The organism is Ruegeria sp. CDSC002, from assembly GCF_059610905.1.
Map to the genome: position 1 here is coordinate 324663 of NZ_JBXWOM010000004.1, position 19052 is coordinate 343714.

22 protein-coding genes are annotated in these 19052 nt (G+C 58.3%); 17 read left to right on the forward strand and 5 right to left on the reverse strand.

Features of this window, described 5'->3' with window-relative positions; translation table 11 throughout:
- Nucleotides 1–29 precede the first annotated feature (29 nt).
- Complete coding sequence (locus tag AC2FJE_RS10040) at nt 30–560, forward strand: prolyl-tRNA synthetase associated domain-containing protein (RefSeq protein WP_496755564.1); 531 nt, start codon at nt 30–32, stop codon at nt 558–560.
- On the opposite strand, the gene AC2FJE_RS10045 is transcribed toward AC2FJE_RS10040, so the two are convergent.
- Both AC2FJE_RS10045 and AC2FJE_RS10050 read right to left on the reverse strand, forming a co-directional pair.
- Nucleotides 561–1301, reverse strand: a complete 741-nt coding sequence (locus AC2FJE_RS10045; protein WP_472724380.1) for an aspartate/glutamate racemase family protein — start codon at nt 1299–1301, stop codon at nt 561–563.
- Between the two features lie 71 nt (nt 1302–1372).
- A complete protein-coding gene (locus tag AC2FJE_RS10050) occupies nt 1373–1954 on the reverse strand; it encodes an FMN-dependent NADH-azoreductase (RefSeq protein ID WP_496755563.1) in 582 nt (193 codons plus the stop codon).
- Between the two features lie 118 nt (nt 1955–2072).
- On the opposite strand from AC2FJE_RS10050, the gene AC2FJE_RS10055 reads away from it, so the two are divergent.
- The 4 genes from AC2FJE_RS10055 to AC2FJE_RS10070 all read left to right on the forward strand — a co-directional run bounded on the left by AC2FJE_RS10055 (nt 2073) and on the right by AC2FJE_RS10070 (nt 4723).
- Nucleotides 2073–2951, forward strand: a complete 879-nt coding sequence (locus AC2FJE_RS10055) for a LysR family transcriptional regulator (RefSeq protein WP_496755562.1) — start codon at nt 2073–2075, stop codon at nt 2949–2951.
- Entirely contained in the window at nt 2948–3862 is a 915-nt protein-coding gene (locus AC2FJE_RS10060) for a DMT family transporter (protein ID WP_282170082.1), read from the forward strand. Before AC2FJE_RS10055 ends, AC2FJE_RS10060 begins: the two co-directional genes overlap by 4 nt.
- Nucleotides 3863–3924: 62 nt before the next feature.
- On the forward strand, nt 3925–4203 hold the full coding sequence (locus tag AC2FJE_RS10065; RefSeq protein ID WP_058278977.1) for a hypothetical protein: 279 nt from the start codon (nt 3925–3927) through the stop codon (nt 4201–4203).
- A gap of 106 nt (nt 4204–4309) precedes the next feature.
- On the forward strand, nt 4310–4723 hold the full coding sequence (locus AC2FJE_RS10070) for a universal stress protein (RefSeq protein WP_058278976.1): 414 nt from the start codon (nt 4310–4312) through the stop codon (nt 4721–4723).
- A 2-nt stretch (nt 4724–4725) separates the two neighbouring features.
- On the opposite strand, the gene AC2FJE_RS10075 is transcribed toward AC2FJE_RS10070, so the two are convergent.
- Nucleotides 4726–5061, reverse strand: coding sequence for an ArsR/SmtB family transcription factor (locus AC2FJE_RS10075; protein ID WP_058273314.1), 336 nt, complete (start codon nt 5059–5061; stop codon nt 4726–4728).
- Between the two features lie 231 nt (nt 5062–5292).
- Between AC2FJE_RS10075 and AC2FJE_RS10080 the strand changes: the two genes are divergently transcribed.
- The 7 genes from AC2FJE_RS10080 to AC2FJE_RS10110 all read left to right on the forward strand — a co-directional run bounded on the left by AC2FJE_RS10080 (nt 5293) and on the right by AC2FJE_RS10110 (nt 10277).
- Nucleotides 5293–5625, forward strand: a complete 333-nt coding sequence (locus tag AC2FJE_RS10080) for an AtpZ/AtpI family protein (protein ID WP_058273313.1) — start codon at nt 5293–5295, stop codon at nt 5623–5625.
- Between the two features lie 2 nt (nt 5626–5627).
- On the forward strand, nt 5628–6386 hold the full coding sequence (locus AC2FJE_RS10085; RefSeq protein WP_058278975.1) for a F0F1 ATP synthase subunit A: 759 nt from the start codon (nt 5628–5630) through the stop codon (nt 6384–6386).
- 48 nt (nt 6387–6434) lie between these two features.
- A complete protein-coding gene (locus tag AC2FJE_RS10090; protein WP_005981269.1) occupies nt 6435–6659 on the forward strand; it encodes a F0F1 ATP synthase subunit C in 225 nt (74 codons plus the stop codon).
- Nucleotides 6660–6745: 86 nt separating this feature from the next.
- Entirely contained in the window at nt 6746–7297 is a 552-nt protein-coding gene (locus AC2FJE_RS10095) for a F0F1 ATP synthase subunit B' (protein ID WP_058273311.1), read from the forward strand.
- 5 nt (nt 7298–7302) lie between these two features.
- Nucleotides 7303–7863: a F0F1 ATP synthase subunit B gene (locus AC2FJE_RS10100; protein WP_282169926.1), complete on the forward strand. Its 561-nt coding sequence runs from the start codon at nt 7303–7305 to the stop codon at nt 7861–7863.
- A 131-nt stretch (nt 7864–7994) separates the two neighbouring features.
- Nucleotides 7995–8930, forward strand: a complete 936-nt coding sequence (locus AC2FJE_RS10105; RefSeq protein ID WP_058278972.1) for a hypothetical protein — start codon at nt 7995–7997, stop codon at nt 8928–8930.
- A gap of 93 nt (nt 8931–9023) precedes the next feature.
- On the forward strand, nt 9024–10277 hold the full coding sequence (locus AC2FJE_RS10110; RefSeq protein WP_496755560.1) for a glycosyltransferase: 1254 nt from the start codon (nt 9024–9026) through the stop codon (nt 10275–10277).
- A gap of 7 nt (nt 10278–10284) precedes the next feature.
- Here AC2FJE_RS10110 and AC2FJE_RS10115 read toward each other — a convergent pair whose 3' ends face one another.
- Complete coding sequence (locus AC2FJE_RS10115) at nt 10285–11052, reverse strand: FCD domain-containing protein (protein WP_058278970.1); 768 nt, start codon at nt 11050–11052, stop codon at nt 10285–10287.
- Nucleotides 11053–11207: 155 nt separating this feature from the next.
- Here AC2FJE_RS10115 and AC2FJE_RS10120 point away from each other — a divergent pair, with 155 nt between their 5' ends.
- The 5 genes from AC2FJE_RS10120 to AC2FJE_RS10140 all read left to right on the forward strand — a co-directional run bounded on the left by AC2FJE_RS10120 (nt 11208) and on the right by AC2FJE_RS10140 (nt 17825).
- Entirely contained in the window at nt 11208–12407 is a 1200-nt protein-coding gene (locus AC2FJE_RS10120) for an aminotransferase-like domain-containing protein (protein WP_496755559.1), read from the forward strand.
- 45 nt (nt 12408–12452) lie between these two features.
- The gene (locus AC2FJE_RS10125; protein WP_282153166.1) at nt 12453–12848 is read left to right on the forward strand and encodes a hypothetical protein; all 396 of its coding nucleotides are present in this window, start codon (nt 12453–12455) and stop codon (nt 12846–12848) included.
- A 139-nt stretch (nt 12849–12987) separates the two neighbouring features.
- Nucleotides 12988–16443 carry a chromosome segregation SMC family protein gene (locus tag AC2FJE_RS10130; RefSeq protein ID WP_496755558.1) on the forward strand — a complete coding sequence of 1152 codons (3456 nt, stop codon included), beginning with the start codon at nt 12988–12990 and terminating at the stop codon, nt 16441–16443.
- Between the two features lie 54 nt (nt 16444–16497).
- Entirely contained in the window at nt 16498–16848 is a 351-nt protein-coding gene (locus AC2FJE_RS10135) for a hypothetical protein (protein ID WP_058273303.1), read from the forward strand.
- Between the two features lie 179 nt (nt 16849–17027).
- Nucleotides 17028–17825 (forward strand): class II glutamine amidotransferase, encoded by a 798-nt coding sequence (locus tag AC2FJE_RS10140; protein WP_496755557.1) that lies wholly within the window; start codon nt 17028–17030, stop codon nt 17823–17825.
- Between the two features lie 52 nt (nt 17826–17877).
- On the opposite strand, the gene AC2FJE_RS10145 is transcribed toward AC2FJE_RS10140, so the two are convergent.
- Nucleotides 17878–19041 carry a lytic murein transglycosylase gene (locus tag AC2FJE_RS10145; RefSeq protein WP_496760914.1) on the reverse strand — a complete coding sequence of 388 codons (1164 nt, stop codon included), beginning with the start codon at nt 19039–19041 and terminating at the stop codon, nt 17878–17880.
- Nucleotides 19042–19052 lie beyond the last annotated feature (11 nt).

Here is a 19052-nt window from a genome sequence, read left to right on the forward strand (position 1 = left end):
GCGATGAGCGCATCCAACAGGAGGTTCCCATGGACGCATCATCCGCTTTTCAGGACACGTTGCCGATCAGTTCAGACGCGCTGTTGCAGCGGTTGGATGACTGGGGGCTGAGCTATCGTCTGCACACGCATATCCCCCTGCGCACGGTTGAGGATGCCAAAGGCGTTGAAGAGCAATTCCTGGTACAGGGCGAAAACTCCCTGCGCCTCAAGAACCTGTACCTGCGCGACAAGAAAAAGCGGAACTATCTGGTGACGCTCGAACAAAGCCGCGAGATTGACCTCAAGGCGCTGGGCACAGAGCTAGGGATCGGTAATCTGTCCTTCGGATCGGCGGACCGGCTGTTTCAAAACCTTGGCATCCGCCCTGGAGCAGTGAGCCCGTTGGCCATGATAAACGGTGTGCAAAACGATGTGCGGTTCTTCATGGACGCCACCGCGCAAACGACGGACATCATCTATATGCATCCTCTGGTAAACGATCGGACCGTCGCCATGACGCGCGATGACCTGATGGCATTCTTCGATCAGGTCGGATGCGCAGTCACCTGGCTGCCGTGATTAGTCGTTCAGCGCCTCTTCGAGGGCTGCGGCGACATGGGCGGCGGACGGATTGACGAACAGGTGGCCGTCAGCTTCAAAAACAGGGTCATCCAGGTGGTCGGGAAAGGCCAGCGGCAGTTCGGTGCACGCCAGCAAGATCGCAGTTCCAGGTTTTGCGTGCTTGTCGCAGAAAGTTAGTAAACGAGCGCGCGCCGTGGCTGATGCGCCGCCGTAGAAGTCACTGTCGATCATCGCCTGCATCTCGGCAATTTCCGTTTCGGGCAGGCGATCATTTGCAATGATCCCTTCGGCGGCCAATCGGTCTGAATAATTGCTGGCCTGCATGGTCACTGTCGTTCCCAGAACCAGGGCTGTGGACGCCTTGGTAGATGCCGTGGCCTCAGCCGTCGCATCGAAAATGCTGAGAATAGGCATGGTGATGCCTTGCCGGATCGCATGCAGCCGCGCGTGCGGAGTGTTTGAGGCGATGATGCCAAAGTCGCAGCCCGCGTTTTCAAGCGTCAGCAATGCCTCGCGAAACACCGCGTCAAACCCGGACCAACTGGTCTCGTCCCCGGCGGTTCCCCGCAGGGCGCGGGTTTTGGCCTGCGTAACGGATTCGATTGTCATAGGCGGGATCGGCAAGGGCGAGCCGTGGCCGCGATTGGCAAAGTGCCTGCTGGCCCCTTCTGCGATCGCTCGGTAATAATCCACGGTCGAGGCCCAGCCCACACCGCCCAGAATGCCGATTTTCTTCATGATGAACGCCCAGTCTGCAAATCTCGCTTAAGGCAGACTGGACGTTTCACAAGACAAAGGCCAGAGGTGGATCAGGCGGCGAGTTGAGTTACCGCTTTTTGGGCATTCGCCAACGCGGCGTCCGCATCCAGCGCCATCTTGTCAGCCGCAATCACGTCGACGTCATGGATGCCGATGAACCCTAGAACGTGCTTGGCATAGTTGGTGGCAAAGTCGATCTCGGACCCTACCTCGGTGCCGCCGGACGCGATTGCCAGCACAGCGCGCTTACCTTCCAGCAGGCCTTTGGGGCCGGTTTCCGAATAGGCAAAGGTCAGACCCACGCGGGCGACAAGGTCAATCCAGGCCTTGAAGGCCGCAGGCACCGAGAAATTGTAGATCGGCAGCCCGATAACAATGGTGTCGGCGTTTTGCAGCTCGCTTACCAACTCGTCGGACAGGGCCAGCAGATCGCGTTGAATCTCGTCACGCTGATCGGCCGGAGTGAAGTTGGCGTTGATCCAGTCTTCGGTAAGCAGGGGCAGGGGGCTGGCAAGATCGCGGCGGATGATGCGCCCGGCGCCAAGATGCCCGATAATCTGGCCGGAAAGGTCGCGGGTGGCAGATCCGGTGCGGCGGGCCGATGCGTCGATATGCAGGATGGTCTTGGTCATGTCAGGGTTTCCTTTTTGGCGGGGTAACTGTTTCCGGTTCCAATATGAGTGTTGCGTCAGCGAACGAAACGCGGATATACCAACATGTATTGTTGGAATTTGCACAGTGGGCTTGAGCATGGATAATTGGGACGAAGTCAAAACCGCCTATCAGGTCGCTCGGATGGGCACTGTCAGCGGCGCGGCCGAAATCTTGGGCGTGCACCATGCCACCGTGATCCGCCATATCGACGCGATCGAGGCGCGGCTGGGCGTCAAACTGTTTCAGCGCCACGCGCGTGGCTATACCCCAACCGACGCCGGAGAGGACCTTCTGCGCGTGGCTCAGGCCACCGAAGATCAGTTCAATCAGTTGGTGGGCCGAATGAAAGGGCGTGGCGATGATGTGTCGGGCGAATTGGTTGTGACGTCTCTGGCCTCGCTGGCGCCCTTGGTCGTTCCGGCCCTGTCCGAGTTCCAATCAATGCATCCGGGCCTGATCGTGCGTTACCTCACCGGGGACCGCCTGTTCCGCCTGGAATACGGCGAGGCGCATGTGGCCATCCGGGCGGGGGCCGCCCCGGACCAACCCGACAATGTTGTGCAGCCGTTTATCGAACAGGAGGTCGGCTTGTTTGCCAGCAAGTCATATATCGAGCGCCGAGGTAAACCAGCGAGAATTGACGAATTTGCAGACCACTTGTTTGTCGGCACGGACGATGAAAACAGCCGCGCTCCGTTTTCCAAGTGGTTACGTGCCACTGTCCCGGCCGAGGCCATCGCATTCCGCTGTACCAACAATTTCTGCTTGCGCGAGGCGGTTCTAGCCGGGGCAGGGATCGGTTTCATGGCACGATGGGAGGCATCGCGCGATCCGGAGTTGGTCGAAGTTATTGAGCCGTTGCCCGAATGGTTCGGCAAACTTTGGCTGGTGACCCATGTCGACCTGCATCGCACGACCAAAGTGCAGGCATTCCTATCGTTCCTTAAGGAAGAATCCAAAGGTTGGCTCTCGTGACACCGCAGGGGCGTGGTCATTTGGCAATGATCACATTCACTCTGCTGGTGGCGGGTAGTTTCTCGTTGGGGTCTATTGTTGCCAACCAGATTGCGCCGTTGGCGATTACAGCCGGGCGGTTTCTGATTGCGGCCGTCATCATCGGCATTGCCGCGTTAGCCACCACCGGTTTGCCGCGCAGCGCTGCGCAAGCGCCGTGGCGATACGCCGTTTTGGGCGGGCTGTTCGCCACTTACTTTGTTCTTATGTTTTACGGCTTGAAAACCGCCGACCCGGTCAGCACATCTGCGGTATTCACCCTGACGCCGGTCATGTCTGCGGTCGCCGGATGGGTTCTGCTGCGCCAGATCACCACTCCGCGTATGGCTTTTGCCCTGACGGTGGGGGCAACCGGTGCTTTATGGGTTATCTTTCGCGCCGATTGGCAGTCCTTTCGCGCCTTCGAGATCGGCGGCGGAGAGATCATCTTTTTCTGGGGCTGCATGGCGCATGCAATCTACACGCCGATGGTGCGCAAACTGAACCGGGGTGAGCCCGCAGTAGTCTTTACATTTGGAACACTGGTTGCTGGCTGCGTGATCCTGACGGTGGTCGGCTGGTCAGACATCCGTGCAACCGATTGGGCGAACCTGCCGCTGATCGTCTGGGTCAGTCTGCTGTATCTTTCTATCTTCGCAACGGCCTCCAGTTTCGTTCTGGTCCAGTTTGCAGCGCTACGCCTGCCGTCGGCCAAGGTTATGGCCTATACTTATCTGATCCCCAGCTGGGTGATCTTGTGGGAAATCGCGCTTGGGCGGCCTGCGCCAACCGTCATGGTGCTGGTCGGTGTCGTTTTAACCGCGATCGCGCTGGTTCTGCTGCTCAAAAGCGAAGAGCAACCTGCGAAAGACACTGCGCCGGTCTCGGAATGACCCTTGCCATTTGGCCGTAATCCAACAACCCTCGGGTCTGATGAACCATCCCGGAGGGAATGATGAAGCAAGCTATTCTATTTGTCGTCGGTGCGATGTTATCCGCCTGTACGCAAGGAGGAGGGCAGGGGTCGTCGGAGACCGACCTTCAAGGCAGTTGTGAGGCTCTCGTGTCGGCTGAGACAGGTGTTCAGGCCGCTGACGTCAACGCGGTTTCGACCGAGTCCGTGCCGACTGGAACAATTACAACAATTGAGGTCACCGGCGCTCAGGCACCGTGGTTGTGTCTTGCGGATGCAACGGGTGTGATCATCGGCGTCGAGTATAGTCAGGAAGGCTAGCTGGGAACCGGCCAAACCGAATGAAATGGTCGGAGTCATCTACATGAGACAGATCAAAGTACTCTATTCCTGAGCCCGCTAACATCGGCGGCAGGAGGAAGATGCCATGTTTAGTCACATTATGATCCCGGTCGATATTCATCTGCCACCGGAAATTCGTAAAGCTCTGGATGTCGCTGCGCAAATGGCGAGATGGCAAAACGCCCGGATCACGATCGTGAGCGTGACCGGAACCCAGCCGGGCGACGTCACGCATTCAGACGCGAAGATCAGCACCGAGCTGCAAGCCATTGTGGATCAACTTACTGAGCAGAGCGGTTCTGAAGTTTCGGCACGCAATATCCATTCCGTAGATGTAGCTGCCGAGGTAGACGGTGACCTGACGCGCGCCGCCGAAGAGATTGGGGCCGACCTAATCGTCGTTGGGACGCACGCACCGCGCATCACGGACCACATCTTTTCCAGCCATGCCGGATATCTGGCCAAGCACGCCAAAGTATCGGTGTTTGTAGTTAGATAGATCTAGGGATCGTCTGTTGCGGGCAGTTCGACTTCCAGAAATCGTTCAAACGCATCCAGATTGACCGGTTCGAACTGACCGAACCCCTGCATCCAGACGGATGCCGCGCGCAGCGCATCCGGTTCCAGCTTACACCACTTCACCCGCCCGCGCTTTTCCTGGCTGATCAACCCGGCCTTGGTCAGGATGATCAGATGTTTCGAGATCGCGGCCAGCGACATCTCGAACGGGTCGGCGACGTCGGTGACGGCCATGTCATCCTCAAGCAGCATCGCAAGGATGGCGCGGCGGGTCGGGTCGGCGAGGGCCGCGAAAACGGTATCGAGGTCATTGGACATGCTATCGCTCAATCACAGCGCCCGGTTTTGGTCAACCATTTGGTTGAATATACGAATTGAGTGATTTTTACGCGCGCCGATGGATCGGGACATTTTAATGGTGCTTCAATTGCATGAATAAATTGCATAAATTCAATTACTTAACCTGCGGAAAGTCGGACATTTAACACCGTTGACTCTGTGCCTTGCGCCCCTTAGCACCCTACCCAAGACTGTGCGAGGGAATTGCCCGTGACCGATGATGACCAAAAGCAGCGTATGGCGCAGCTGGAGGCCAAGATCACAGCGGCGAAAAAGGCCAAAGCGCCAAAGCCTCGTGCGGATGCTGACGTGTCCGGGGGCGAGCTTGCTTGGAGGATGGTCATCGAAATGGTTTCCGGTCTTGGGATCGGATTTGGCATCGGATACGGGCTGGACAGCCTGCTCGGGACAATCCCGATCTTTCTGGTGCTGTTCACATTGCTGGGCCTTGTCGCGGGCGTGAAGGTTATGCTCCGCAGCGCGAAAGAGGTTCAGGAGAAACAAGCGGCTGCTGAGGCGGCCGATAAGGACGAGAGGGACTGAACGTGGCAACTGAGACCACCGCAGCAGAAGGCAGCAGCCTGGTTTTCCATCCGATGGATCAGTTCATCGTTAAACCGCTTTTCGGTGACGGTGCGATTGCGTGGTACACGCCGACCAACGTGACTCTGTGGTTGTTTCTGGCTATTGCGGCGATCTTTGCCCTGCTGGTTCTCAGCACCTCGAAACGTGCCATTGTTCCGACCCGGATGCAGTCTGTTGCTGAGTTGGCCTATGGCTTCATCTACAAGATGCTGGAAGACATTTGCGGTAAAGAAGGCGTGAAGTACTTCCCCTATGTCATGACCCTGTTCATGTTCATCGTCTGCGCGAACTTCCTGGGCATGTTGCCCATGTCTTTCACCACCACGTCGCATTTCGCCGTGACCATCCCGCTGGCGCTGGCTGTGTTCCTGACCGTAACCGTTCTGGGTTTCGTCAAGAACGGCGCAAGCTTCCTGGGTCTGTTCTGGGTGTCCAGCGCACCGCTGGCACTGCGCCCCGTCCTGGCGATCATCGAGCTGATCTCGTACTTCGTGCGTCCGGTCAGCCACTCCATTCGTCTTGCCGGTAACGTCATGGCAGGCCACGCGGTTATCAAGGTTTTCGCAGGCTTTGCCGCGATTGCCGTGATCTCACCGGTGTCCGTTCTGGCGATCACCGCAATGTACGGCCTCGAGGTCCTCGTGTCCTTTATTCAGGCCTACGTATTCACCATTCTGACCTGTGTTTACCTGAAAGATGCGCTGCATCCTTCGCACTAAGGTCCGATACCCAAACATCGAAACTTCCAATTCGTAAGGAGAAACATCATGGAAGGCGATCTCGCACACATCGGCGCAGGCCTGGCAGCAATCGGTTCCGGCGCAGCCGCAATCGGGGTGGGCAACGTAGCAGGCAACTTCTTGGCCGGCGCCCTGCGCAACCCTTCGGCGGCTGCTTCGCAGACCGCAACCCTGTTCATCGGTATCGCATTCGCAGAAGCCCTGGGGATCTTTGCATTCCTGGTCTCGCTGCTGCTGATGTTCGCCGTCTAATCTGCGGAACCTGATCCTTACGCGCAGGTGGGTCCAAGCCATAGCGGCCCACCTGTTGTAAAGACAACGTTCCGACGGAGGACATCATGGCGACAGAACCCGTATACGAAGAGATTGCAGGTACCTGCGTTGACTCTCATGGGTCGGCGATCGGGATGCCCCAGCTCTGCTTCGATTGGTTCCCCAACCAGATTTTCTGGCTGGTCATTACGCTGGTCGTCATCTTTCTGGTCCTGTCTCGCGTGGCTTTGCCCCGCATCGCGGCAATCCTGGCGGAACGTCAGGGGACCATTACAAATGACCTGGCTGCGGCCGAAGATCTGAAGGCCAAAGCGGTCGAGGCTGAAGAGGCCTACAACAAGGCGCTGGCCGATGCCCGTTCTGAGGCACAGCGTATCGCAGCGGAAGCCCGCGCGGAAATCCAGTCAGGTCTGGATGACGCGATTGCCAAGGCTGACTTGGAAATCGCTGCAAAGGCGGCTGAATCGGAAAAGGCTATTGCCGATATCCGTGCCGGTGCGCTGGAAAGCATTCAAGTGGTTGCCAAGGATACGGCAGCTGAACTGGTCACAGCACTGGGCGGCGAGGCAGATGCCAAAGCCATCGACAGTGCAATTGACGCGCAGACGAAAGGATAAGTGACATGCGGAATACTCTTGCCCTTATCCTGACCGTCGGCGCCGCCAGCCCCGCGCTGGCTGCAAGCGGCCCGTTCTTCTCGCTTGGCAACACCGACTTTGTGGTCACTCTGGGCTTCATCGTTTTCATCGCGGTCCTGTTCTATTTCAAGGTTCCGGGCATGATTGGTGGCGCGCTGGACAATCGCGCCGACGGCATCAAGTCCGAACTGGACGAAGCCCGCGCCCTGCATGATGAGGCACGCAGCCTGTTGGCCTCGTACGAGCGCAAGCAGCGTGAAGTGCAGACCCAAGCGGATGCCATCGTGGCTGCAGCCAAGGAAGACGCTATTCTGGCGGCAGAACAGGCAAAGGTCGATTTGGAGAAATCCATCGCCCGCCGTCTGGCAGCAGCTCAGGACCAGATCGCTTCGGCTGAGGCGTCAGCTGTCAAGGAAGTCCGCGATCAGGCCATCACCGTTGCGGTATCGGCTGCCAACGCGGTTCTGGCCAAGCAAATGACCGCGGCACAGGCGAACAAGCTGATCGACGCGGCCATCGCGGATGTTGGTGACAAGCTGCATTGATAGCTTCCAACGCCGTTTCGACAAAGAGTGACCCGAAGGCTGATCGCTTTCGGGTTTCTTTTCTTAGGGAACTGCTCTTGGCGATGTTTTTGGCGTGAAATACCCTGCGCGAAACCTGACGGAGAGTTGCTATGATTGACACAGCACCTGCGATTGCCGATCCAGCACCGGTCTGTCTGTTCGCTTTCAACCGACCCGATCACACTGAGCGGACCTTGCGGGCGCTTGCTGCGTCGCCTTTGGCTGCGCGCACCGATGTAATTGCTTATCTAGATGGGCCGCGTTCGGCAGATGATGTTATCCCGGTTGCGGAAACCCGCAAAGTGATTGAAGCGCAGACAGGCTTTGCCACCCTTACATTGCGCGCACGTGATGCTAACGCCGGGTTGGCCCAGTCGATTCAGGAAGGCGTTACCGCTACGATGCAAACTTATGGCAGGGCGATTGTTGTAGAAGATGACATTGTGACCTCGTCCGCGTTTCTCACCTACATGAACCGCGCGCTGGATCGATACCAAGATGACCCGCGGGTCTGGCATATCGCAGGATTCAACGAAGACCTTCCTCCCTTGTTGGATCGGCGTGGTGCGGTTTTCTGGCGCTTCATGAGCTGTTGGGGATGGGCCAGCTGGGCCGACCGCTGGCAGCATTTCGAACGCGACCCGAAAAAACTGGTTCAGCAGTTTTCCGATGATGACATTCATCGGTTCAACCTGAGCGGGGCCGAGGATTTATGGGGTCAGGTACAAGGCAATTTGCGCGGTGACATTCGGACCTGGGCGATTTTCTGGTACGCAACGATTTTCGGGCAGGATGGCCTTTGTCTGTCGCCTTGCAGGTCTTTTGCCGAGAATATCGGCCTGGACGGGTCTGGTACCCATTGCGGACCAGTGGACGAGGTTAAGCCAAAAGATCTCTGCCATGACTTTGACCTGCCACTTCCCGACGATGTCACCGAAGACAAGGTCGCGCTCGAGGCGCTGCGAGCGCATTTCAGCTATAGACCGGATCGTTTGACCCGTTTGAGACGCAAGATCAGAAGGCTGGGGGCTAAACTTCTTGGTTAATTGGCGTCATTTGAAAATGGGGATGTCAGTTGGCGACGACAATCCAAAGGCACTGACGATTGGACGTCGGTCATCCGCACGGAATTCGTTCCAATGCGCATAAACCATATTAGCCATAGCTATTCTGGCGGAGGTGCCGCCATCGCTGCCCGCAGGCTGCATCTTGCCTTGCTGTCCAAAGGGACGAATTCGCACATGACCGTCGTCGATGGCCCGGACGAGGATCGGATCACAAAATTCGCGCCGCGGAAAACACTAAAGCGGCTTTGCCAGCGTGAATACGCACGTCATCTGCGAAAGAAATATGCAAGAACTCAGGTGAATGGGTTGGCGTCTCTTGGTCTGGCAAGGTCGGGTCTGGCCGCGTATCTGAACAGCCAACCGTCGCAAATATTGAATTTGCATTGGGTGAATTCCGACATGATTTCGATTGCCGAGATCGGGGCGGTGAAACATCCCGTGGTCTGGACGTTTCATGACATGTGGCCGTTCTCCGGGGCCGAACATGTGAGCGAGCTGGACAGATGGCGTGACGGTTACGTGTCATCCGAATTCAGTGGGTTTGACCTGAACCGCTGGGTCTGGAAAAGAAAAGCCGCGCATTGGAAAAAACCTTTTCAGATCGTTTGCCCCAGCAATTGGCTGGCTGACTGTGTTCGGCAAAGTGCGTTGATGCGCGATTGGCCTGTCACCGTGATCCCCAACGCAATCGATACCGATTTCTGGGCACCTGTCGAAAAAGCCCAGGCGCGCGCTGATCTATCGCTGCCTCAGGACGCTCCGCTGGTATTGTTTGGTGCCGTCCAAGCGACTCAGGATCCCAACAAAGGCTTTGCCCACCTTGTCGAAGCTATGCGACGGGTGCATTCCGCCGTTCCTGATGTTCAGGCAGTTGTATTTGGTAGCGACAAGATCGATGCCGAATTTCCTTATCCGATCCATTTCATGGGGCGGATTAGCGACAACCGGGTGCTGAAGCGCATTTATTCGGCTGCAGATGTCTTTGTGTTGCCATCCCGGCGCGAAGTGCTGGGATATACAGGTGTCGAGGCCATGTGCTGTGGCGTTCCGGTCGCAGGTTTCAAAACCAGTGGGCTGTCGGATCTGGTTCCAAATCAAAGCCTGGGGTATTTGGCGCGCCCATTCGAGGCAGAAGACCTCGCACGAGGTGTTATCTCGATCCTCCAGAATCGCCACAATGAAACCGGGTTGGCCATGTCAGGTACTGCCCGGCAACATGCCGTGGACAGCTTTGCAGAGGCTGTGGTCGCTGGCCAATATCAGGCGCTCTATGAAGAGATCGCTGATAGCACTGAGTATGGATTTGGCGCAATATCAGAGCGTTGACGCCCGCCTAATCTTCGGCCTCGTGCATCAATTTTTGTTTGGCGATGTCTTCGTTGCGTTCGGCCTTCTTCCCGTCCCAAAGGCATTGTTCGACATAGGTTAAGTGCATGTCGACAGCGGCACGGGCAGCGGCCGGGTCGCGTGCCTGAAGCGCGGTGTTGATGGCGCGGTGCTGGTCCAGGATGGCCTCGCGCGTAGTTTGCTGCTGGAACATCATCTGGCGGTTATAGAACACGCCTTGCCGCAACAGATCGAACATTGACCGCATCATATGCAACATGACCACATTATGGCTGGCCTCGATGATAGCCATGTGGAATTGCGCGTCCAGCTGCGCCTCATCTTCGGTCGCATTGCTGGTATGGGCGGCTTCCATCTTTGCAAAAATCGTCTGTACCACCTTCAGGTCGCTGTCCGACCCCAACCGGGCCGCGCGTTCGGCCGCCAACCCTTCCATGTCGCGCCGGAACGAGAGGTAATCGAACACCGCCTCGTCATGGCTGCCGAACAGCCGGATCAGCGCCGGGGAGAAGGCTGAGCCCAGAACCTCGGCCACATAGATCCCGGATCCTGCTTTTGCTGTCAGCAACCCTTGGCTTTGCAGGTCCGCGATCGCGTCGCGCAGGGACGGCCGGGATACGCCCAGCCGCTCGGCCAATTCGCGTTCGGCGGGCAGACGTTCGCCGGGGCGCAGTATGCCGCGCAGTATCAGCAGTTCAATCTGGCGAACTACCGCGATTGAAAGCTTTTCGGTCTGAACTTTTTGAAATGGCATGCGGGCGTCATTCCGGAAATTGGTCAAATGATATGACCACGGATGGCGGCGAGGTTCAAGAATGCGGGGTCACGTGGTTTAAAATATTAGGTCAGTATTGTTGACTTTGTGATGTTCCTCTCTACGCTGGCCGTGACTGAGAGCGGAGGAGACTCATGTCTACGCACGAATTGTTCGCCACGCGGGCATCCCGGATGAAAGCGTCTGAGATACGCGAATTGTTAAAGCTGTTGGATCAGCCGGGGATCATCTCTTTTGCAGGCGGCATCCCCGATCCCGCGTTGTTTCCAGCCGAAGGGTTCGCGGCCGCCTTTCAAGCTGCGTTGGGGCTTGACCAGCAGGCTCAGGCGCTACAATATTCCGTCAGCGAAGGTTACGTCCCGCTGCGGGAATGGCTCGTCGACCACATGCGTTCAATCGGAGTGGAATGCGGGCTTGAGAACATCCTGATCACGTCAGGCTCGCAGCAGGCATTGGATTATCTGGGTAAACTCTATCTGTCGCCGGGCGATACTGCGCTGGTCGGATGGCCGACCTACCTGGGCGCATTGGCTGCATTCAATGCTTATGAACCACGTTTTGACCGGCTCAGCATCAATGGCAACCGGGGCGCGGCAGAATACGCGGCGTTAGCGGGCGAAGGCGCGGTCAAATTTGCCTATCTCTCGCCCGATTTCGCCAACCCGACAGGCGAAACCGTGGATCTGCGGGGGCGGGAAGCGCTGCTGGATCTGGCGGATGAGTTGAACTGTGCGGTGATCGAGGATGGCGCCTATCAGGCCCTGCGTTATGACGGTAATGCCATCCCCCCGGTTCTGGCACTGGAATTGGCGTGCAAAGGGTCGATTGAGGATTGCCGCACGATCTATTGTGGAAGCTTTTCGAAAACCTTGTCTCCGGGGTTGCGGGTTGGTTGGGTCGTGGCGGCAAAGCCAGTGATTTCTCAATTGGTGTTGATGAAACAGGCTGCCGATCTGCATTCGGCAACCATCAACCAGATGGCCATTGACCAGGTGGCACGGGTTTGTTTCGACACGCATATCCCGATGCTGCGTCGTGTCTACGGTGCCCGTCGCGACGCCATGTTGCAGGCGTTGCAGGACCATATGCCCGATGGCGTGCAGTGGACCAAGCCGGAAGGTGGCATGTTCGTGTGGTTGACATTGCCGGTCGGTACAAACGGGGCCGAACTGTTAGCCCGGGCGCTGGACACGGTCAAAGTAGCCTTTGTCCCGGGTGGGGCCTTTTTCCCGGACGGCAGCGGGACCAACACGATCCGGTTGAGTTTCTCGAACTCGGATGAGGATACGATCCGCGAAGGTATTCGCCGATTGGGTGAGGTTTTGCGCGCCTGATCGGCGGAAAGGTTTTGTTAACCTTGATGCTGCAATGCTGCGGGCATGATCCGGTATCTGTCCCTCCTAGTGCTGGCCGCTTGTTCGGCTGGCACGCCCCACTTTCGCGATGTGCCTGCGACCCGCGTTGCGGTGAATGGCAGTGTGTTTGACGTGCGGGTCCGCGATCAACTGGCCGAGGCTGTACGCATCAACTCTCAATATGCTCCGCGTCTTGACCCCATTCGGGACCGGGCCGCACTGGCTATGGCACAGGTGTCGGGTTGCCCGTTGTTGGATGTTCTGGGCGACGCTGCGGTCACCGTGGGCATTCTAGGTTGTGACCGGGAATTGGGGGAAAAGCTGATTCTCGGCAGCCTTCTTCGCGGTCCCTATGAATGTATCGACTATGGCTACTACGAAGACTATGGCTATCAGGTTTTTGAGTGCGCTTCTTACTGAGATACGCGCTTTTTTGCGTATTTTGGCAAGATATTGTGGATAACTTGGCGTGAAATCCCATATCCTGCGTTACTCCGTTGACTCACCCCCAATGGGTTGCGCAGACTTCCAGATATAGGAATCATGGGACGAGCGGCCTTTGCGGTTCAGCAAACTTAAACTCACCGGCTTCAAAAGCTTTGTTGACCCGACCGATCTGATTATCGCGGATGGGTTGACCGGTGTGGTGGGCCCAAATGGCTGCGGCAAGTCCAATCTTCTGGAAGCGTTGCGTTGGGTAATGGGTGAAAACCGCCCCAAATCCATGCGCGGTGGCGCGATGGAGGATGTGATCTTTGCCGGGGCCGCAACGCGTCCGGCCCGCAATTTTGCCGAAGTTGTCCTGACGATGGATAACTCGGAACGTTTGGCACCTTCGGGGTTCAACGACAGCGATCAGTTGGAAATTGTGCGTCGCATCACCCGCGATGTCGGCAGCGCTTACAAGACCAACGGCAAAGATGTTCGGGCGCGCGATGTCCAGATGCTTTTTGCCGATGCCTCGACCGGCGCGCATTCACCTGCACTGGTGGGGCAGAACCGCATCGCCGAGCTGATCAACGCCAAGCCCCGCGCGCGTCGCCGCATTCTGGAAGAGGCGGCCGGTATCTCGGGCCTTTATCAGCGCCGCCACGAGGCGGAGCTTAAGCTGAAGGGCACCGAATCCAACCTGACCCGTGTGGATGACGTTCTTGAACAGCTTGGCACCCAATTGGGGCAGCTTGCGCGGCAGGCGCGTCAGGCCGCACGGTACCGTGAGATTGGGGAGCAACTACGGCAGGCTGAAGGCATGCTGCTCTATCGCCGCTGGAAAGAGGCTGACATGGCCCGCCAACAGGCCGAAGACGTCTTGCGCGAGCGGATCACCGAAGCGTCGCGCGCGGAGGCCGAAGCCCGCGCCGCCAGCGCCAAGCGGTCTGAAATCGAGGAAATTCTGCCGCCTCTGCGCGAGGAAGAGGCAATCGCCGCCGCCGTCTTGCAACGACAGCAGGTACAGCGCGACCAACTGGCTGATCAGGAAACCCGCGCGCGTCAGACGATCGAGACGCTGACCAACCGAATTCAGCAATTGGCCAACGATATCGAACGCGAAACCGGCCTGAACCGGGACGCGGGCCAGATGATTGAGCGTCTGGAATGGGAAGCGCGCGAACTGGCCAAAGCGGCAGATGGGCATGACGACAAAGTGGCTGAGGCCGCCGAGATCGCGCGCGAAGCCGCATCCGTGCTGCAAGATCGAGAAGATCACCTGTCGCAGGAAACCGAAGATGTGGCGCGTCTTGTGGCGCGTCACCAGTCGGCTCAGCGTTTGGTCGAAGACAGCCGCAAGACGCTGACCCGGTCCGAAGGCGAAGAAGAGAAAGCCCGTGCTGCGGTAGACGAAGCCCGCAATGCTTTGACCCGCGCCAGCGAAGCGTTTGAGGAAGCGCAAGAGGGTGAGGAAGAAGCGCGCGAGGCCGCTGAGGCCGCCGACGAAGCGCTGGCCGCAGCGGACGAACTGCGCAATGAAACGCAAGCGAGAGAAGCCGAAGCGCGCGCCCAGCGGTCTGAGGCCGAGGGTGAACTGGGCGCAATCCGTGCCGAGACATCCGCCTTGGCCAAGCTGGTCGAACGGGATACGGCCGAAGGCGGGCAGGTCTTGGATCTGCTGCGGGTCGAGCCCGGCTATGAAAAGGCGCTGGGGGCGGCACTGGCTGACGACCTGCGTACACCGTTGGTCGATGCCGATGGACCATCCGGCTGGGTGCAGGTGTCAGGCTACGATGCAGATCAGCCCCTGCCCGATGGGGCAGAACCATTGGCGTTGCATGTCTCGGGCCCAGACCGTCTGAGCCGCCGGATCGCTCAGATCGGATTGGTTGATGCGGATCAGGGCGCGCGGCTGCAAGCCTCATTAAAGCCGGGGCAGCGTCTGGTGTCCCGTTCAGGTGACTTGTGGCGTTGGGACGGGTTCCGGGCATGGGCCGAAGATGCGCCAAGCGCTGCAGCCTTGCGGTTGGAGCAGCTCAACAAGCTTGAAGCTCTGAAACAGGAGCTTACCCGCGCCGAAGCGCAGGCTGATGGTGCCCGCGCGGCACATGAGGCGCTGTCGCAGCAACTGGCGGATGTCACCGAGGCAGACCGCCGCGCACGCGAAGCTCGACGCGCCGCCGACCAGCGGATGGCAGAATCCGCGCGCGGGCTGAGCCGGGCCGAGGCTGACCGCAATCTGGCGCAGGGCAGGTTGGAAACGCTTACCCTTGCCGTTGACAGACACAAGGATGATGCCATGTCTGCCCGCGCGCAACTGCGCGAGGCCGAAGGCACTCTGGCCGGCCTGGGTGACGTCGACAGCGCGCGCGCGCAGGTCGAGGATATCAAACAGACGGTTGAGGCCGCGCGGATCACCATGCTGACCCATCGCTCATCCCATGATGAGCTGCGCCGTGAAGGCGAGGCACGAACCCGGCGGGCCCAGGAAGTGACCAAGGACCTCAGTGGCTGGCGGCACCGGTTGGATTCAGCAGAAAAACGTATCGCGGAATTGGTCGAACGCAAGGAAAGCTCTGAGGAAGAACTGTCTGAGGCGATGGCCGCCCCGGGTGAGATCGCCGAAGCCCGCGAAGAACTGAACGAGTTGATCGAGACAGCCGAGGCCCGGCGTGCCGAGGCCGCCGACAAGCTTGCCGAGGCTGAGACGCAGCAGCGCGAAGTCGTGCTGGCCGAGCGAGAAGCTGAACGTTTGGCGTCTGAAGCCCGCGAATCCCGTGCAGCGGCCGAGGCGCGCTGTGACGCAGCCAAAGAAAGCGTCGTGGCAGCTGCTGAGCGGATCGCTGAAGATCAGCAGTTGACGCCGAACCAGTTGCTGAACCAACTGGATGTGAACCCTGACCAGATGCCTGCAGCCGACGCGCTGGAGGCCGAAGTAAACCGCCACAAGCGCCAGCGAGACGCGATGGGTGCGGTGAACCTGCGGGCCGAAGAAGACGCCAAGGAAGTTCAGGAAGAGTTCGATACGCTGAACACCGAAAAGGCTGATCTGGAAGAAGCGATCAAGGCCCTGCGCAGTGGGATTGCCAGCCTTAACCGGGAAGGCCGTGAGCGTCTTTTGACCGCGTTTGAGCAGGTGAATTCGAACTTTGCCATGCTGTTTAAGCACCTGTTCGGTGGCGGTGAGGCGAATCTGGTCATGGTCGAAAGCGACGATCCGCTGGATGCCGGGCTGGAAATCATGTGCCAGCCACCGGGCAAGAAGCTATCCACCCTCAGCCTGCTTTCGGGCGGCGAGCAGACCTTGACGGCGACCGCGCTGATCTTTGGCGTCTTCCTCGCCAACCCCGCGCCGATCTGTGTGCTGGATGAGGTCGACGCGCCACTGGATGACGCGAACGTCACCCGTTTCTGCGACCTGCTGGACGAAATGTGCCGCCAGACGGACACTCGCTTCCTGATCATCACCCACCACGCGGTGACCATGGCGCGGATGGACCGGCTGTTTGGCGTGACTATGCAGGAACAGGGCGTCAGCCAGTTGGTTTCAGTCGATCTGAAAAAGGCCGAACAGATGGTCGCCTGATCGTTCACTGCAACGTTATGCCTCAATCGCCGCGTGGCGGGTTAAGGTGGCAGCATGACCCGATATCTGATCTTTGCCTTGTTGGCTGCCAGCCCGGTTGTGGCGGCAGAATGGCCAACAAAACCCGGAGATGTCCCGCTTTCATCTGCCGAGCTGGACGCCCTCGCGGGGCGAACGCTGACCTTCTATGACGACGGACAGTCTAAGTTTTCGGCTGGTGGGGCTTATTCCTTTACCTACGCCAGCGGGGATTCCGCGTTTGGGACATATTCCATTGCCGACGACGGCAGTGTCTGCATCGCGTATCGTAACGGGTTCAGCCGCTGCGATCTCTATGTACGCAGCGGTAAGCGCCTAGTTTTGATTGACGAGAAAGGCGACCGATACCCGGTCCGGCCTGAATGAGTTTGGTTGCCGCCTCGACGATCAGGCATTGGATCCAAGTACGGCATTAGCTGATTTAAAATTCGCGTTTTACGTTGTCATTTGATCGAAAAAATACCGAATACCCGCGAAGAATGATGAGTTTTCTTATCTGAGCCGGTGGTATGCTCTGAAAAATTCATACTCAATGGGGCTAACAGATGTGCCGATTTCTGGCTTGGGCAGGCGCAAAGCGTTATCTAGATGAATTGGTTCTGAACCAAGAGCAATCGCTTGTAATTCAGAGCCGAAATGCTCTGATCGGTAAGACGCCGATCAATGCAGACGGATTTGGCCTTGCCTGGTATTCCGAACGTGAGACGCCTTGTTTTTACAAGGACACTAACCCCGCCTGGTCGGATGCCAACCTGAAACAGCTTACGCATCACACCCGGTCGCATCTCTTTCTGGCCCATGTGCGGGCATCAACGGGTACCGCAACCTCGCGGAACAACTGCCACCCGTTTGGTGTTGGAAAATGGAGTTTTATGCATAATGGGCAGGCCGGAGGGCATGACCGTATCCGGCAGGAGCTGGACGGGATGATCCCACCTGACCTCTACAGCCACCGGCTTGGCGCAACCGAAAGCGAAGCGATTTTCCTGATTGCCCATGGCGAAGGTCTGGATGTCGATCCGATCGGCGCCATGGAGCGGGCAGTCCAACGTGTCGAAGACCTGTCACGACGCCGGGGAACGATGCCATATCTTCGCTTTGCCGCTTGTTGGTCGGACGGCGATCGCCTTTTTGCCGCCCGATATGCCTCGGACCGCTTTGCCCCAAGCCTCCACTACAAGGCGTGTAAGGATGGGTTCATTATTTCGTCCGAACCCTTGGACGCGAATAGCGGCGAATGGACTGAAATCCCTGCCAATACGGCGATTGAAACGCGGGGAAAGGCGTTGACTTCACACGCGTTTGAACCAAAAGCGCCGCATCACCACGCCGAGGTTGCATAACTCTGTGGTGTTGCGTCCGGATGCGTCCCGTCTGTGCGGGACGCATCGGGGCTCATAACTGGTTGAGCAAATCAGCTGTTGGCCACGCATCCGCGGGCAACCCCAGCCGTGCCTGTTCGGCCTGAACGGCAGCCCGTGTACCCGCGCCCAGAATGCCGTCGATCTTGCCAACATCATAACCGCTTGCTTGTAGCTTGGTCTGCAACTGCTTCATTTGCGCGCCCGACAGGCCTTGTGGCGGGGAACCTGCGTCATAGATTTGGCCGCCCTCCAACCGCGTACCGAAATAGGCGGCGGTCAGGACGTAAACAAAGCTCTGGTTCCATTCGAAATAGACGTCAAAGTTTGGGTAGGCCAAGAATGCAGGGCCGTTGCGACCCTGTGGCAGGATCAGCGACGCGGGCAGATTGGCCAGAGATCCGCTGCGCGCTTGAACGCCCATCGCCTGCCATTCGGATACGGACCGCGACTTGCCGGGGCCGGACAGGGACCAGTCCATCTGGGTGGGAACAGTTACCTCCTGCAGCCAGGGTTCACCCGGACGCCAGCCCAGACGCGACAGCATCTTGCCGCCCGACATCAGCGCATCCGGGGCTGAGGTTTTTAGCGAGACCTTGCCGTCGCCATCCCCGTCCACGCCATTTTCCAGAATGTCGCGGGGCAACATCTGCACCATGCCGATCTCACCTGCCCAGGCACCAGTTGTGCGGTTGGGTTCAAAATCCCCTTGGCTATAGAGCTCGATGGCCGCAAAAACCTGTGGTCGGAACAGCTCGGGACGGCGGCAGTCATGCGCCAGAGTGACCAGAGCGTTGCGGGTGTTGAAGTCACCTTGTACCGCGCCATAGTCGGTCTCGAACGCCCAGAATGCCAGCAGTACACCGCGCGACACGCCATATTCCCGCTCAATCCGGTCAAACACCGCATCGTATTTGCGAGACATGGATTTGCCGCGATCTATCCGGTTCTGCGAGATCAGGCGGCGGGAAAAATCGATGAACGGTATTTGGAATACGCCTTGCGCCCGATCTGCCTTTAGAACCGCGCTGTCCTGCTGAACACCTTTGAAAAAGCTGTTCACGGTGGATTTATCGAACCCTTGCTGAACGGCCTCGGCCTTCAGACCCTTCACGAAGGAATTGAACCCGCCGCCACATTGGGCCAGGGCGGGAGAGGCGAGCAGGGTGGCGGCAATGATGCCCGAGAGTAAACGCATTTTAGGGTCCG

Bases quoted from the DNA above. Each gene is read 5' to 3' on its own strand.
- AC2FJE_RS10100 (WP_282169926.1), top strand. From the start codon at position 7,303: ATGCGGAATACTCTTGCCCTTATCCTGACCGTCGGCGCCGCCAGCCCC.
- AC2FJE_RS10075 (WP_058273314.1), bottom strand. From the start codon at position 5,061: ATGTCCAATGACCTCGATACCGTTTTCGCGGCCCTCGCCGACCCGACC.
- AC2FJE_RS10115 (WP_058278970.1), bottom strand. From the start codon at position 11,052: ATGCCATTTCAAAAAGTTCAGACCGAAAAGCTTTCAATCGCGGTAGTT.
- AC2FJE_RS10045 (WP_472724380.1), bottom strand. From the start codon at position 1,301: ATGAAGAAAATCGGCATTCTGGGCGGTGTGGGCTGGGCCTCGACCGTG.
- AC2FJE_RS10095 (WP_058273311.1), top strand. From the start codon at position 6,746: ATGGCGACAGAACCCGTATACGAAGAGATTGCAGGTACCTGCGTTGAC.
- AC2FJE_RS10070 (WP_058278976.1), top strand. From the start codon at position 4,310: ATGTTTAGTCACATTATGATCCCGGTCGATATTCATCTGCCACCGGAA.
- AC2FJE_RS10055 (WP_496755562.1), top strand. From the start codon at position 2,073: ATGGATAATTGGGACGAAGTCAAAACCGCCTATCAGGTCGCTCGGATG.
- AC2FJE_RS10065 (WP_058278977.1), top strand. From the start codon at position 3,925: ATGAAGCAAGCTATTCTATTTGTCGTCGGTGCGATGTTATCCGCCTGT.
- AC2FJE_RS10120 (WP_496755559.1), top strand. From the start codon at position 11,208: ATGTCTACGCACGAATTGTTCGCCACGCGGGCATCCCGGATGAAAGCG.
- AC2FJE_RS10140 (WP_496755557.1), top strand. From the start codon at position 17,028: ATGTGCCGATTTCTGGCTTGGGCAGGCGCAAAGCGTTATCTAGATGAA.
- AC2FJE_RS10125 (WP_282153166.1), top strand. From the start codon at position 12,453: ATGATCCGGTATCTGTCCCTCCTAGTGCTGGCCGCTTGTTCGGCTGGC.
- AC2FJE_RS10145 (WP_496760914.1), bottom strand. From the start codon at position 19,041: ATGCGTTTACTCTCGGGCATCATTGCCGCCACCCTGCTCGCCTCTCCC.
- AC2FJE_RS10040 (WP_496755564.1), top strand. From the start codon at position 30: ATGGACGCATCATCCGCTTTTCAGGACACGTTGCCGATCAGTTCAGAC.
- AC2FJE_RS10090 (WP_005981269.1), top strand. From the start codon at position 6,435: ATGGAAGGCGATCTCGCACACATCGGCGCAGGCCTGGCAGCAATCGGT.
- AC2FJE_RS10135 (WP_058273303.1), top strand. From the start codon at position 16,498: ATGACCCGATATCTGATCTTTGCCTTGTTGGCTGCCAGCCCGGTTGTG.
- AC2FJE_RS10050 (WP_496755563.1), bottom strand. From the start codon at position 1,954: ATGACCAAGACCATCCTGCATATCGACGCATCGGCCCGCCGCACCGGA.
- AC2FJE_RS10110 (WP_496755560.1), top strand. From the start codon at position 9,024: ATGCGCATAAACCATATTAGCCATAGCTATTCTGGCGGAGGTGCCGCC.
- AC2FJE_RS10105 (WP_058278972.1), top strand. From the start codon at position 7,995: ATGATTGACACAGCACCTGCGATTGCCGATCCAGCACCGGTCTGTCTG.